Source organism: Mycolicibacterium septicum DSM 44393 (genome assembly GCF_000455325.1).
In the GTDB taxonomy this organism is placed as follows: domain Bacteria; phylum Actinomycetota; class Actinomycetes; order Mycobacteriales; family Mycobacteriaceae; genus Mycobacterium; species Mycobacterium septicum.
This window is the reverse complement of the sequence record NZ_HG322952.1, coordinates 144,106-158,266: the sequence shown is the minus strand read 5'-3', so window position 1 is coordinate 158,266 and position 14,161 is coordinate 144,106. Positions and strand designations below refer to the sequence as shown.

Sequence of the window (14,161 nt, the reverse complement as noted above, 5' to 3'; positions counted from 1 at the left end):
CCGAGTCTACGGCGGCGGCACACGTCCCCGGATCCAGGCCGGGTTCAGGCCTGCGTCAGGCCGGGCCCGGGGCAGGCCCAGGGGCAGGGCCGGGGACCGGTCCCAATACCGGAGCCGGCGGCGCTGCCTCGATCGGCGGGCCGATCGGCGCGGGTGCGGGTCCTGGGGGAGGAGCCTGCTGCGGTGCCGGAATGAGCCCGGGGCCGGGTCCGGGCGGCGGAAGCTGCTGCGGCCCAGGAGCGGGCGCTGGCGGAGGAAGCTGCTGCGGTCCGGGAGCGGGCGCCGGCGGCGGAGCCTGCTCACCCAGGCAGAAGACCACGCATGCGGGCTGACGCGGCTGCTCCCACGGCGGGACCCATGGGGGCGGGGCGGCCGGGGTCTCCGACGGGATGGCCTGCGCCGGGCCCGGCAACGGGCCGAGCACCTGCCCCGGCGCAAAACCGGGAACGTTCTGCGTGCCGGTCTCATTGCGGTTGAGCAGCGGAATCAGGGCCAGCGGATCGCCCGCGGGCAACCCGGTGGCATCGGCGGGCAGGCCCGGGCCGAGACCCTCCGGGTTGTCCAGATGGGAATCGCCGATCGGGGGGATGGACCCGGTGATCTCGGGAAGGTCGACCGGCACCACGCCTGTGGCGTACGCCGCCGCCCAGCCCAATACGTTGCGGGCGTAGGCCACGGAGTTGTTGTACCGGAGGATGGCCGTCATGACCTGGGACTGTTCGCGCAGGTTGAGCCCGCCGCTGCACAGGTAGCGGGCGGCGGCCAGCGCCGAGTCGAACACGTTCTGCACATCGGCCTTGCCGTCACCGTCGCCGTCGGAGGCATACCGGGCCCAGGTTCCGGGCAGGAACTGCATCGGCCCCATGGCCCGGACGTACGAGACCCGTCCGGCCTGCGCGCTCTGGATGATGATCTCGTTGCCGGGCAAGGTGCCGTCGAGGGCGGGGCCGTAGATCGGGCGGACGGCGGTGCCGCGGGCATCGGTGGCGCCGCCGTTGGCGTGCCCCGACTCGATCCGTCCGATACCGGCCAGCAGATTCCAGCTGATGCCGCAGCCGGGGTAGGCGGCGGCCATCATCCGCTCGGCGTTGCGGTACGCCTTCAGTGATGTTCCTGGAATCCCGAGGGCGCCAGGGCTGTTGACGACGAACGCGGGCGGGGGAGCCGATATCGTCGTCATCGACTTGATGCGGAAGTTCGTCGGGGGCCTGGTCGCTGCCACCACCGCGGGACCGGAGCGGTCGATCCGGGGCGCGACGGCGGCCAGTGGGGTGACCGCGGTGTTGGACACCTCGGGGCCCGGGGCGGCCGATCCGGCACCGGCGACGAGAACGATGGGGGCCAGGACGGCGACGCCGAGTGCGGGCGAGCGCACGAGCTGGCTCATACGGCGCCGAGCGGTTGCGATAGCCGCTCCTCCCCCTACGCGCACTTACCCGTCCTTAAATCAGCTTTGACCATGTTGTGAACCAAGTCACCATACATAGTCCCGGTTTCCGTTGTTACGACAATGGTCGACAGCGTTATCAACCACCGCGTTTGGACCGGCGCTCGCCGACATCGGCTTTGCTCGGAGTGGCTCGGTCGGCATCGGCGGGTGGGACGAGTTCGGCGAGCAGGTCGCGCAGTTCCTCCAACTCGCGGCGCAGGTAATCGCGCGTGACGACCTCGCCCACCGCCAGTCGCAGCGATGCCAGCTCGCGGGCCAGGTACTCGGTATCGGCCTTGGTCCGTTCGGCCCGGCGCCGGTCCTCCTCGAGCGAGACCCGGTCCCGGTTCTCCTGGCGGTTCTGGGCCAGCAGGATCAGCGGGGCGGCATAGGCGGCCTGGGTCGAAAAGGCCAGGTTGAGCAGGATGAAGGGGTACGGATCCCACTGGAAGGCGAAGACGCCGATGTTCAGCGCGATCCAGACCACCACGATGATCGTCTGGATCGCCAGATACCGGCCGGTGCCGAGGAACCGGGCGATGGACTCTCCGACCTGACCGACCGCCTCGACGTCGACGTGCAGGCCGAAACCGCGCGTGCCACGGGGGGTGTCCAACCGCTGACGCGCTGTCGATTCGCTCATGAGCCCGCCACCGGGAGCTCGGGCTCGTCGCGCTCGCGCCAGTCGTCGGGCAGCATGTGGTCGAGCACGTCGTCCACCGATACCGCCCCCAGCAGGTGGTTCTCCTCGTCGACCACCGGCCCGCACACCAGGTTGTACGCGGCGAAATAGCGGGTCACGGCGGCCAGGGAGTCGGCCGGACTCAGGCTGGGCAGGTCGGTGTCGATGATGCCGCTCACCAGGGCCGCGGGGGGCTCGCGCAGCAGCCGCTGCAGGTGGACGCAGCCCAGGTACTGACCGGTCGGGGTGGCGCTGGGGGGCCGGGTGACGAAGGCCATCGAAGCCAGCGCGGGGGTGAGGTCCGGGTCGCGTACCTGCGCCAGCGCCTCGGCGACGGTGGTGTCGGGCGCGAGGACCACCGGTTCGCTGGTCATCAGGCCGCCCGCGGTGTCGGGCGAGTGGGACAGCAGCCGTCGCACGTCCTCGGAATCCTCGGGGTCCATCTTCCGCAGCAGGGTCTCGGCGTCGGCCGGCGTCATGGAGCCCAGCACGTCGGCGGCGTCGTCGGGGTCCATCGCCTCCAGCACGTCGGCGGCGCGCTCGGTGTTCAGCTGGCGCAGCACCGCGGCCTGCTCGTCCTCGGGCAGCTCCTGCAGCACGTCGGCGAGCCGCTCGTCGTCGAAGGCGCGGTACAACTCGTAGCGCCGTTTGACCGGTAGCTCGCGCAAAGCCTCGGCCACCTCGACCGGGCGCTGGCCCTCGAACTGCTCGAGCAGCGAGGCCACGCCCTGGTCGGGCATCGCGAGGCCCGACGGGGTCAGCCCGTGCACGTTCTGCCACGCGACGACGTGGATGTTGCTGCGCCGCCCCAGACGTCGCTGTGGACGCACCGCCACCCGGGTCACCACCCAGTCCCGGGTGCGGGTCTGTTCGATGCCCAGATCGACTACCACGACGTCGATTCCGGCCAGCTGTTCCAGATCCGGATCGTCGACCCGCACGCGGGTCTCCAGTACCTGGCCCAACACCAGGACCTCGCCGGGGCGTTGGGCGAAGCGGCGCAGCGACACACTGCCGGTGGCCAGTGTCACCGAACCGGGCTCGATTGCGGTCACCCTCAGGATCGGAACGAAAATTCTTCGACGGGTGAGCAATTCGACCACCAGGCCGAGAACCCGCGGCTGCTGGCGGACGATGCTGATGCTGATCACCACATCGCGGACACGGCCGATGGACTCCCCGTCGGGGCCCAGCACCACCATCCCCGCTAGCCGGGCCGCGTAGACCCTGTTCACCGCCGCCATGAATTAAAGGGTAGAGACTGTGGTCGTGGAGAACACGTATCGACCCCGTAGAACGTGCCTCTCGGTTCCGGGAAGCAGCCTGAAGATGATCGAGAAGGCCAGAAGCCTGCCCGCCGACGAGGTGTTCCTCGACCTGGAGGACGCGGTTGCGCCCGACGCCAAGGAATCGGCCCGTGCGCAGGTGGCGGAGGCACTGGCCGACGACGGCTGGGCCGGACAGCTGCGCGGGGTGCGGGTCAACGACTGGACCACACCGTGGACCTACGCCGACGTGATCGAGGTGGTCACCGGGGTTGCGGCCGCCGGCACCACCTTGGACCTGATCGTGTTGCCCAAGGTGACCGAGGTGGCTCACGTCCAGGCGCTCGATCTGCTGCTCAGCCAGCTGGAGGCCACGCACGGCCTTGAGCCCGGCCGGATCGGCATCGAGGCGCAGATCGAGAACGCCCAGGGGTTGACCAACATCGACGCGATCGCGGCGGCCCCACGCGTGCAGGCGCTGGTCCTCGGCCCCGGGGACATGGCGGCCAGCCTCAACATGCGCACGTTGGAGGTCGGTGGGCAGCCCGACGGCTACGACATCGGCGACGCCCACCACCACGTGCTGATGCGCATCCTGATCGCGGCGCGCAACCGCGGTATCAACGCGATCGACGGGCCGTATGTGAAGGTGCGCGACGTCGACGGGTTCCGCCGGGTGGCCGGCCGTTCAGCCGCGCTGGGCTACGACGGCAAGTGGGTCCTGCATCCGGACCAGATCGAGGCGGGCAACGAGATCTTCAGCCCACGCCAGGCCGACTACGACCACGCCGAACTGATCCTGGACGCCTACGAATGGCACACCTCGCAGGCGGGTGGGGCCAGGGGAGCGGTGATGCTGGGTGACGAGATGATCGACGAGGCCAGCCGCAAGATGGCGCTGGTGGTCGCGGGCAAGGGCCGCGCGGCGGGGATGAGCCGGCTGGCTGAACCCTTCCGGCCGCCGAGCTGACCCGGGTGGTGCAGTGCCGCACCGCAATTCGGTGCGGCCCGCTACGAGGAGAGCACGCCGATCACGAAGAGCAGGATCCATCCTCCGTTGAGGAGGGTGCCGAATGCGCCGATGGTGATCCCCGCGATCGCCAGGCCCCGGCCCGATTGCCCGGTCTTCTTGATCTGATTGAGGGCGTTGATCCCGAGCCCGATTCCGACCAGGGCGGCGAGCAGGCCGATTCCGCACATCGCGAACAGCGGCAGCGACATGATCGAGGCCACGAGCGCCCCGATGGCCACCGTGTTGGTGGTGCCGGACGGCGACATCCCGTAGCCGCCGGGGTATCCGGGATATCCCGGCGGGCCGTAACCTGGCGGCGGATAGCCGGGCGCCGGCGGGGGATAGGGCGGCGGATAGCCGGAGCCATACGGGAACGGCGGCGGGTAACCGGACGGCGGCGGATAGTCGGGCGGGATGTCCGCGGGGTAGTCGATCGCGGGCGGATACGGCGGGTTGACCTCGTAGCCGGGCGGCCCGAACTCGTATGACGGTTGCGCCTGGGCGGAATGCGGCAGATCCTGGGAATGCTCGATGGAAGGTGCTTCGTAGCCGCTGGACAACGGTTCCGACGGCTGCGAGCCGGGGTCGGATGGCGGCGTTTCGCCCGCGTTGCCGTCCGCGTTTGTCATGCTGATCAACCTAGCGCACGGACAGCGACGCCCCGGGCGCGTGACGTCGGCACCAAATCCGGTGTGAGGGCGTTGCTGTAACGAGAGCAGCCGCCGAGGGGGCGGTGCGGAGGAGAGTGAAGTTCGACATGACGAGCCCATTTCAGTCCGGTCAGACACCGGGTACCGCGCCCGCTGCGCGCGGGGCGTTGCCGACGCCGCCCAAAGGCTGGCCGATCGGTTCCTATCCGACGTACGCGGAGGCCCAGCGTGCCGTCGACTACTTGTCCGACCAACAGTTCCCGGTGCAGCAGGTGACCATCGTCGGGGTGGACCTGATGCAGGTCGAGCGGGTCACGGGACGGCTGAGCTGGCCCAAGGTGCTCGGCGGCGGTGTGCTGTCGGGAGCCTGGCTCGGCCTGTTCATCGGCCTGATCCTCGGCTTTTTCAGCCCCAACCCGTGGAGTGCACTGCTCACCGGCCTGATCGCCGGTGTCTTCTTCGGCTTGATCACCTCGGCCATCCCGTATGCGATGGCTCGCGGCACAAGAGATTTCAGTTCGACGATGCAGCTGGTCGCGGGCCGCTACGACGTCCTGTGCGATCCGCAGGGTGCCGAACAGGGCCGGGATCTGCTGGCGCGCTTGACGATCTGACCCGCGACCCGGCGGCGGGCCGGACGCGGTGGCAAAGGTGCCCAGGTCACGATTGTGACGCGGCACGCCCAAACTGTTGCACATACGCGGGCAGAGCTCTACGGTTTGCGCGCGGGAGCCGCTCCGGCGGCGACAGATTACTCGGACGGAGGCACAGCGGTGCGCGCTCGGCGGCTATGTGCTGCGGCAGTGGCCGCGTTGGCGACGGCCTCGGTGGTGTCGGCTTGTGGTAAGGGCGACGACGGGATCGTCATCAACTACTACACCCCGGCCAACGAGATGGCGACTTTCACCGCCGTGGCCAAACGGTGCAACGCCGAACTCGGCGACCGTTTCACCATCAAACAGGTGAGTTTGCCGAAAGGCGCTGACGACCAACGGTTGCAGCTGGCCCGGCGGCTCACCGGCAACGACAAGACCCTCGACATCATGGCGCTCGACGTGGTCTGGACCGCCGAGTTCGCCGAGGCCGGCTGGGCCGTCCCGCTGTCCGAGGATCCGGCGGGTGAGGCCGAGTCCGATGCGGAGTCGAACACGCTGCCCGGACCGTTGGAGACGGCCCGCTGGCAGGGCAAGCTGTACGCATCGCCGATCACCACCAACACCCAATTGCTGTGGTATCGAGCCGATTTGATGGATGAGCCGCCGTCAACCTGGGACGGCATGGTCTCCGAGGCGAATCGTCTGCACGCGGCGGGCAAGCCCAGTTGGATTGCGGTACAGGCCAAGCAGTACGAGGGCCTGGTGGTGTGGTTCAACACCCTGCTGGCCAGCGCGGGGGGCCAGGTGCTCTCCGATGACGGCAAGACCGTCACCCTGACCGATACGCCGGAGCATCGCGCGGCGACGGTCAAGGCGCTGCAGATCATCAAATCGGTTGCCACCGCGCCCGGCGCCGATCCGTCGGTGACCCAGACCGATGAGGCGACTGCCCGGCTCGCACTCGAACAGGGCAAGGCCGCGCTCGAGGTCAACTGGCCGTTCGTGCTGCCCTCGCTGCTGGAGAACGCCGTCAAGGGCGGCGTGAACTTCCTGCGGCTCGACGAACGTGCCGATCTCGCGGACGCCATCAACGATCTGGGCACCTTCTCGCCGACCGACGAGCAATTCCAGTCGGCGTACGAGGCGAGCAAAGACGTGTTCGGGTTCGCCAACTATCCGGGTGTGACCGAGGGGGAGCCTGCCAAGGTGACGCTCGGCGGGTTGAACCTCGCGGTGGCCGAGACCAGCCGGCACAAGGCCGAGGCGTTCGAAGCCATCCGCTGCCTGCGCAACGTCGAGAACCAGCGCTACACCTCGGTCGAGGGCGGCTTGCCCGCGGTGCGCGAGTCGCTCTACGACGATCCGGCATTCCAGACGAAGTATCCGCAGTACGCGATCATCCGCGAGCAGCTGACCAATGTCGCGGTACGCCCCGCGACGCCGGTGTATCAGGCTGTGTCCACCCGCATTTCGGCCACCCTGGCCCCGATCACCGACATCGATCCGGAGCACACCGCCGATGAGCTGACCGAACAGGTGCAGAAGGCCATCGACGGCAAAGGGCTGATCCCGTGAGCACGAAGAGCGGCAACCGCACCTCCGAACGCAAGTTGGCGTTCGGACTGATCGCACCCGCGGTGATCCTGATGATCGCGGTGACGGCCTACCCGATCGGCTACGCGGTGTGGCTGAGCCTGCAGCGCTACAACCTGGCCGCCCCCGACGACACGGCCTTCGTCGGGTTCGCCAACTACCAGACCATCCTCACCGACCGTTACTGGTGGACGGCGTTCGTGGTGACGTTGGTGATCACCGTCGTCTCGGTGACGATCGAGTTCGTACTCGGCATGGCGCTCGCACTGGTCATGCACCGCACCATCTTCGGTAAGGGCGTGGTCCGCACCGCGGTGCTGATTCCCTACGGCATCGTGACGGTGGCCGCCTCGTACAGCTGGTACTACGCCTGGACACCGGGCACCGGTTACCTGGCCAACCTGCTGCCCGACGGCAGCGCCCCGCTGACCGAACAGTTGCCGTCACTGGCCATCATCGTGCTCGCCGAGGTCTGGAAGACCACGCCGTTCATGGCGCTGCTGCTGCTGGCAGGCCTGGCGCTGGTGCCGCAGGACCTGCTCAACGCGGCCCAGGTCGACGGTGCCGGAGCCTGGACGCGGCTGGTGAGAATCATTCTGCCGCTGATCAAACCGGCCATCCTGGTCGCGCTGCTGTTCCGCACCCTGGATGCGTTCCGGATCTTCGACAACATCTATGTGCTGACCGGGGGTGCCAACAACACCGGATCGGTGTCGATCCTCGGCTATGACAACCTGTTCAAGGCCTTCAATCTCGGATTGGGTTCGGCCATCAGCGTGTTGATCTTCCTGTCGGTGGCGATCATCGCGTTCGTCTTCATCAAGATCTTCGGTGCGTCGGCGCCCGGTGCAGAGGTGGAGGGACGATGACCGAGCGAGTGGGCGCGCGGCGCGCGACCGGGTGGACGGTCGTGAACATCCTGGTGGTGCTCTACGCGCTGATACCGGTGTTGTGGATCCTGTCGCTGTCGTTGAAGCCGACGTCAAGTGTCAAGGACGGCAAGCTGATTCCGTCGCAGATCACGTTCGAGAACTACAAGGGCATCTTCACCGGAAACATCTTCACCTCGGCGCTGATCAACTCGATCGGTATCGGCCTGATCACCACGGTCATCGCCGTGGTGATCGGCGGCATGGCCGCCTACGCGGTGGCACGGCTGGAATTCCCCGGCAAGAAGCTGTTGGTGGGTATCGCCCTGCTGATCGCGATGTTCCCCCAGATCTCGCTGGTGACACCGATCTTCAACCTGTGGCGGAGCATCGGGTTGTTCGACACGTGGCCCGGCTTGATCATTCCGTACATCACCTTCGCGCTGCCGCTGGCGATCTACACGCTCTCGGCGTTCTTCCGCGAGATCCCATGGGATCTGGAGAAGGCCGCCAAGATGGACGGAGCCACCCCGGCGCAGGCGTTCCGCAAGGTGATCGCACCGCTGGCCGCTCCTGGCATCGTCACGGCGGCCATCCTGGTCTTCATCTTCGCGTGGAACGACCTGCTGCTGGCACTGTCGCTGACCGCGACACAGCGGGCGATCACCGCGCCCGTGGCGATCGCGAATTTCACCGGCAGTTCGCAGTTCGAGGAGCCGACCGGGTCGATCGCGGCGGGCGCGATGGTCATCACCATCCCGATCATCATCTTTGTTCTCATTTTCCAGCGGCGCATCGTCGCTGGCCTGACATCCGGTGCGGTAAAGGGGTAATTGGATGGCCGAAATCGTGTTGGACCGGGTCACCAAGAGTTACCCCGACGGCGCAGGCGGCACCAGGGAAGCCGTCAAGCAGTTCTCGATGACCATCGCCGACGGCGAGTTCATCATCCTGGTGGGACCGTCGGGCTGCGGTAAGTCCACCACCCTGAACATGATTGCCGGGCTTGAAGACATCTCGTCGGGCGAGCTGCGGATCGGCGGGGAGCTGGTCAACGACAAGGCGCCCAAGGACCGCGACATCGCGATGGTGTTCCAGTCCTACGCGCTCTACCCGCACATGACGGTGCGCCAGAACATCGCGTTCCCGCTGACCCTGGCCAAGCTCAAGAAGGACGAGATCGCGGCCAAGGTCGAGGAGACCGCCAAGATCCTCGACCTGACCGAACTGCTCGACCGCAAGCCGGCCCAGCTGTCCGGCGGGCAGCGCCAGCGGGTGGCGATGGGCCGGGCGATCGTGCGCCGCCCCAAGGCATTTCTGATGGACGAGCCGCTGAGCAACCTGGACGCCAAGCTGCGCGTGCAGATGCGCGCCGAGATCGCCCGGCTGCAGAGCCGGTTGGGCACCACGACGGTCTACGTGACACACGATCAGACCGAGGCGATGACGCTCGGTGATCGAGTTGTGGTGTTGCTGGCCGGCGAGATCCAGCAGATCGGCACGCCTGACGAGCTGTACAACAACCCGGCGAACCTGTTCGTGGCCGGCTTCATCGGATCACCCGCGATGAACTTCTTCCCGGCCACGTTCACCGATGTCGGGGTGCGACTGCCGTTCGGCGACGTCACCCTGACCCCGCAGGTGCACGATCTGCTGGCGCGTCAGCCCAAGCCCGACAACATCATCGTGGGAATCCGTCCCGAGCACCTGGAGGACGCGTCGCTGCTCGACGGGTACGCCAGGATCCGGGCGCTGAGCTTCCCGGTGCGTGCCGACATCGTCGAGTCGCTCGGTGCGGACAAGTATGTGCACTTCACCATCGACGGTGCAGGTGCCGAGGCGGCGCAGCTCGCCGAGTTGGCCGCCGATTCCGGGGGCGGCGTCAACGAGTTCGTGGCTCGGGTGTCGGCAGAATCGACGGTGGCCAACGGTCAGCAGATCCAGCTGGCGTTCGACACCTCCAAGCTGGTGATCTTCGACGCCGCAACCGGGGCGAACCTGACCCGCACCGAACCGGTGGCGGCCGAGGAGCCCGAGGTCGAAGAAGCCGAGGCATCCGAAGAAGCAGAAGTATCCGAGGAAGCCGAGGCCGCTGAGCCCGCCGAGTCGGCCGAACCGGCCGGAGAACCGACAGAAGAGTGATCGACGTCCTGGCTGCGGTTCGCGCCCATGTGGTCGAGTACTTCGGCGCGGCGGGCATCACTGCCGAACCTGTCAGCGCTAGCGTCACCTTCCTGGGCACCGAGCGCATCGACGTGCTGCGGTTCGGGCCCGACCTGAGGGCCGGCGGTGCCGACGGTTCCGGCCGCGATCTGTATCACTATGTGACGCTTGGGTGTTCGCGTCACCCGATGTTCGATCCGACGGAGCTGGTCTCCGACCCGATCCACGGTCCGCGGGCCGAGGTGGTGCTGTCGCTGCGGGGCCCGACCCCGGGCGGGCTGGCCCGGTCGCTGGCCGTCCTGGCCGCCGCGCCCGCCGTGGAGGGTCTGGTGCTGGAGGCCGACGCACTCATCGACCTGGAGACGCAGTTGTTCGACTCCGCACCGTTCAGCGCATTCCTGCTGGGCCCCAGCGATATCGGCGAGGTAACCCTGCCCGATCCGCTGTCGCCGGTCACGGTGCTCTCGGCCACGCCGATCACCGCGACCGAGGCGGCCTGGGTGCGGCTCAAGGGTGCGGATGCGATGCGCGAGGCATGGCAGACCGATGGCGTCGACGTGCTCGACCCGACCCGAAGGGCTGCCAGCCCAAGCTGATTCCGGCTAGAGCCAGTCGTTGTGCCGGAACGTGCGGTACAGCACGAAGCAGATGGTGGCCATCGTCAGCAGCACGGCGGGATAGCCCCACGTCCACTGCAATTCCGGCATGTGCTCGAAGTTCATCCCGTAGATCCCGGCCATCGCGGTCGGCACCGCGGCGATCGCCACCCACGCCGAGATCTTGCGCATGTCCACGTTCTGCTGCATCGCGACCTTGCCGAGCGCGGCCTGCACCAGTGAGCTGAGCATCTCGTCGTAGCTCGTGACACGGTCGGAGGCCTGCACGTTGTGGTCGTGCACGTCGCGCATGTACCGGCGCACCTCGACCGAGATGAGGTCGTTGTGGTCGGTCAGCAACCGTGCCAGCGCGAGGGTCAACGGCGCCACCGCCCGGCGCATCTCGACGACCTCCCGCTTGAGCAGGTAGATGCACTCGATGTTGGTGTGCGTGCCGGGGGAGAAGATGTCCTCCTCCATGGCGTCGATGTCGGTTTCCATCAGGTCGGTCACGTCGAGGTAGCTGTCCACCACGTGGTCGGCGATCGCGTGCATTACCGCGAACGGTCCGAGTTTGAGGGTGGCCGGCGAGGATTCGAGCCGTTTCCGCACGCCGGCCAGTCCGCCGTGTTCACCGTGCCGGACGGTGACCACGAAGTCCGGTCCGACGAAGATCATGATCTCCCCGGTCTCGACGATCTCGCGGGCCAGGGCCACCGACTCGTGCTCGACGTAGTTGATGGTCTTGAGCACCAGGAACAGTGTCTTGTCGTACCGCTCCAGCTTGGGGCGCTGATGTGCGTGCACCGCGTCCTCGACGGCCAGCTCGTGCAATCCGAAAACATCTGCCACCGACTGCATCTGGAATTCGTCGGGCTCGTGCAGGCCGATCCAGACGAACGCCTTCTGACCCGCTGCCTGTAGTTCGCGGACCTTGTTCAGCGCTGCGGCGTGGGTGTATTTGCCGGGCAACCGGTCACCACCGCTGTACACACCGCAATCGACCATGGCCCGTGCCACCGGGACGTGGATCGCCTTGGCATCGGGCTCCGCGGGCCGGGGCCTTGCGGTCGACCGCAGGGCCGGTGGCAAAGCGCGGAATGAGGGCATGGACTCCGACCTTCCTGCGCGGTGTGCAGCAACCTGATCAGCACAACGAATGCTACGCGTACCTACTGTTAAGTAACGCTCACCAGCGGGGAACCCGGCCCTGTGAGAAATGGCATTGAAGTACCCTTGCGCCGTGTCGGAAAGTACAGTCGCCTCCTCGCCCGAGCGCTCGCCTGCGGAGCGCACCCCGCAAGTTGTCATCGAAGACGCCGAGATCTTCGATCATCACGAAGGCGGAAAGCTCTCGGTCGAGTTGAAGGAGCCGCTGGACACCCAGCGTGCGCTGTCGATCGCTTACACACCCGGGGTCGCCCAGGTGAGCCGGGCGATCGCCACTGATCACACCCTCGCAGCCAAGTACACGTGGGCCAACCGCCTGGTCGCGGTGGTCAGCGACGGTACTGCGGTGCTGGGCCTCGGCGATATCGGCCCCGCGGCGTCGCTGCCGGTCATGGAGGGCAAGAGCGCGCTGTTCAAGTCCTTCGGCGGGCTGAACTCGATCCCGATCGTGCTCGACACCAAGGATCCCGACGAGATCGTCGAAACCCTGATCCGGCTGCGTCCGACGTTCGGCGCGGTGAACCTGGAGGACATCTCGGCCCCACGCTGCTTCGAGATCGAGCGCCGGGTCATCGAGGCGCTGGACTGCCCGGTCATGCATGACGACCAGCACGGCACGGCGATCGTGGTGCTGGCCGCGCTGCTGGGCGCCACCAAGGTGCTCGAGCGTGACATCCATTCACTGCGCGTGGTCATCTCGGGCGCCGGTGCAGCGGGTGTGGCCTGCGCCAACATCCTGCTGAACAAGGGCATCACCGACGTCGTCGTGCTCGATTCGCAGGGCATCGTGCACTCCGGCCGTGACAACCTCAATGCCTTCAAGTCGGAGCTGGCCGGGCGCACCAACCCGCGCAAGCTCACCGGCGGTGTGGCCGAGGCGCTCGAGGGCGCCGATGTCTTCCTCGGGGTGTCGGCCGGCGTCGTGCCCGAGGAGCTCATCGCCACGATGGCTCCCAACGGCATCGTCTTCGCGCTGTCCAACCCGGATCCCGAGATCCACCCGGACGCCGCCCGCAAGTACGCGGCGGTCGTGGCGACCGGGCGCAGCGATTTCCCGAACCAGATCAACAACGTGCTGGCCTTCCCCGGGGTGTTCCGCGGTGCGCTGGACGCCGGTGCCCGCCGCATCACCGAGAAGATGAAGGTGGCGGCTGCCGAGGCGATCTTCTCGGTCGTCGGCGACGATCTCGCGGTCGACCACATCGTGCCCAGCGCGCTGGATCCGCGGGTCGGCCCCGCGGTTGCGGCCGCGGTCGCAGCGGCGGTTGACCCCGCAGAGTCCTGAGCTCACGAATGCGCCGCACCCTGGCGTCGGCACTACTGCTGTTGTCGGCGCTGGTGTTCACCGGTTGCGGTGGCCATTCGGCCCCGGCCGTTCTCGCGGTCGGGGCAGGGCAGGGGCCCGAGTCGGCGCTGCTCGGCCATCTGTACGCGGCGGCGCTGCGCTACTACGGCACGCCGGCCGCGGTCACCGAGACGGACGCTGTCCCCAGCGTGCTGGATTCCGGATCGGTGACGGTGCTGCCGGGGTTCACCGGCCGGTTCCTGACCGAGCTGAATCCGAACGCGACGGCGCGGGCGGACGAGCAGGTCTACCGGGACCTGGTATCGGCGTTACCCGAGGGTGTCGCGGCCGGTGACTACACCATGTCGGCGCAGGACAAGCCCGCTCTGGTGGTCACCGAGGCCACGGCCACGGCGTGGGGCGGGACCGATCTGAGCGCGCTGCGCCGCAACTGCGCACAGGCGCGGCCGGGCGCGGTTTCCGGCGCCAAGGTGCCCAACGTCGTGGGCTCGTGCACGCTGCCCAAGGCGCTCGTGTTCCCCGACGACAAGAGTCTGTTCGCGGCGCTGCGGGCCGGCAAGATCAACGCGGCCTGGTCGACGACGGCCGATCCGGCCATCCCGTCGGACCTGACCGTGCTGGCCGACAAGACGTCGCTGATCCGTGGCGAGAATGTGGTGCCGCTGTATCGCCGCAACACGCTCGACGAGCGCCAGATCCTGGCACTCAACGAGATCGCCGGTGTCCTCGACACCGGGTCACTGGCCGATATGCGCAGGCAGGTCGCCGAGGGCAAGGATCCCGGTGCGGTGGCCGATGCGTTCCTCCAGGCCAACCCGCTGGGCCACTAG

14 protein-coding genes are annotated in these 14,161 nt (G+C 67.7%); 9 read left to right on the top strand and 5 right to left on the bottom strand.

Annotation, left to right across the window (positions count from 1 at the left end):
* Positions 1-55: 55 nt before the first annotated feature.
* The 3 genes from TX88_RS20685 to TX88_RS20675 all read right to left on the bottom strand — a co-directional run bounded on the left by TX88_RS20685 (position 56) and on the right by TX88_RS20675 (position 3,355).
* Positions 56-1,387 carry a lytic transglycosylase domain-containing protein gene (locus tag TX88_RS20685; RefSeq protein ID WP_044519781.1) on the bottom strand — a complete coding sequence of 444 codons (1,332 nt, stop codon included), beginning with the start codon at positions 1,385-1,387 and terminating at the stop codon, positions 56-58.
* Between the two features lie 139 nt (positions 1,388-1,526).
* On the bottom strand, positions 1,527-2,072 hold the full coding sequence (locus TX88_RS20680) for a DUF1003 domain-containing protein (protein WP_044519779.1): 546 nt from the start codon (positions 2,070-2,072) through the stop codon (positions 1,527-1,529).
* Positions 2,069-3,355: a magnesium transporter MgtE N-terminal domain-containing protein gene (locus tag TX88_RS20675; RefSeq protein ID WP_044519778.1), complete on the bottom strand. Its 1,287-nt coding sequence runs from the start codon at positions 3,353-3,355 to the stop codon at positions 2,069-2,071. The genes TX88_RS20680 and TX88_RS20675 overlap by 4 nt, the downstream gene beginning before the upstream one ends.
* Before the next feature lie 25 nt (positions 3,356-3,380).
* Here TX88_RS20675 and TX88_RS20670 point away from each other — a divergent pair, with 25 nt between their 5' ends.
* Positions 3,381-4,346 (top strand): HpcH/HpaI aldolase/citrate lyase family protein, encoded by a 966-nt coding sequence (locus TX88_RS20670; RefSeq protein WP_084622143.1) that lies wholly within the window; start codon positions 3,381-3,383, stop codon positions 4,344-4,346.
* Between the two features lie 41 nt (positions 4,347-4,387).
* Here the strand turns inward: TX88_RS20670 and TX88_RS20665 are convergent, their stop codons facing one another.
* Positions 4,388-5,017, bottom strand: coding sequence for a DUF4190 domain-containing protein (locus tag TX88_RS20665; RefSeq protein WP_044519774.1), 630 nt, complete (start codon positions 5,015-5,017; stop codon positions 4,388-4,390).
* Between the two features lie 128 nt (positions 5,018-5,145).
* Here TX88_RS20665 and TX88_RS20660 point away from each other — a divergent pair, with 128 nt between their 5' ends.
* From TX88_RS20660 to TX88_RS20635, 6 genes are all read left to right on the top strand, one after another.
* Positions 5,146-5,652, top strand: a complete 507-nt coding sequence (locus TX88_RS20660; protein ID WP_044521464.1) for a YflT domain-containing protein — start codon at positions 5,146-5,148, stop codon at positions 5,650-5,652.
* Positions 5,653-5,811: 159 nt separating this feature from the next.
* Positions 5,812-7,209 (top strand): ABC transporter substrate-binding protein, encoded by a 1,398-nt coding sequence (locus TX88_RS20655; RefSeq protein ID WP_044519772.1) that lies wholly within the window; start codon positions 5,812-5,814, stop codon positions 7,207-7,209.
* Positions 7,206-8,096, top strand: coding sequence for a carbohydrate ABC transporter permease (locus tag TX88_RS20650; RefSeq protein ID WP_044519769.1), 891 nt, complete (start codon positions 7,206-7,208; stop codon positions 8,094-8,096). Before TX88_RS20655 ends, TX88_RS20650 begins: the two co-directional genes overlap by 4 nt.
* 8 nt (positions 8,097-8,104) lie before the next feature.
* Positions 8,105-8,929 (top strand): carbohydrate ABC transporter permease, encoded by an 825-nt coding sequence (locus TX88_RS20645; RefSeq protein WP_209447101.1) that lies wholly within the window; start codon positions 8,105-8,107, stop codon positions 8,927-8,929.
* 4 nt (positions 8,930-8,933) lie between these two features.
* Positions 8,934-10,238, top strand: coding sequence for an ABC transporter ATP-binding protein (locus tag TX88_RS20640; protein ID WP_044519765.1), 1,305 nt, complete (start codon positions 8,934-8,936; stop codon positions 10,236-10,238).
* Positions 10,235-10,855, top strand: coding sequence for a suppressor of fused domain protein (locus tag TX88_RS20635; protein WP_044519763.1), 621 nt, complete (start codon positions 10,235-10,237; stop codon positions 10,853-10,855). Before TX88_RS20640 ends, TX88_RS20635 begins: the two co-directional genes overlap by 4 nt.
* A gap of 6 nt (positions 10,856-10,861) precedes the next feature.
* Here TX88_RS20635 and corA read toward each other — a convergent pair whose 3' ends face one another.
* The gene (gene corA / locus TX88_RS20630) at positions 10,862-11,965 is read right to left on the bottom strand and encodes a magnesium/cobalt transporter CorA (protein ID WP_044519762.1); all 1,104 of its coding nucleotides are present in this window, start codon (positions 11,963-11,965) and stop codon (positions 10,862-10,864) included.
* A 109-nt stretch (positions 11,966-12,074) separates the two neighbouring features.
* Here corA and TX88_RS20625 point away from each other — a divergent pair, with 109 nt between their 5' ends.
* Both TX88_RS20625 and TX88_RS20620 read left to right on the top strand, forming a co-directional pair.
* On the top strand, positions 12,075-13,310 hold the full coding sequence (locus TX88_RS20625) for an NAD(P)-dependent malic enzyme (RefSeq protein WP_210742829.1): 1,236 nt from the start codon (positions 12,075-12,077) through the stop codon (positions 13,308-13,310).
* An 8-nt stretch (positions 13,311-13,318) separates the two neighbouring features.
* Positions 13,319-14,161, top strand: a complete 843-nt coding sequence (locus tag TX88_RS20620) for a glycine betaine ABC transporter substrate-binding protein (protein WP_044519758.1) — start codon at positions 13,319-13,321, stop codon at positions 14,159-14,161.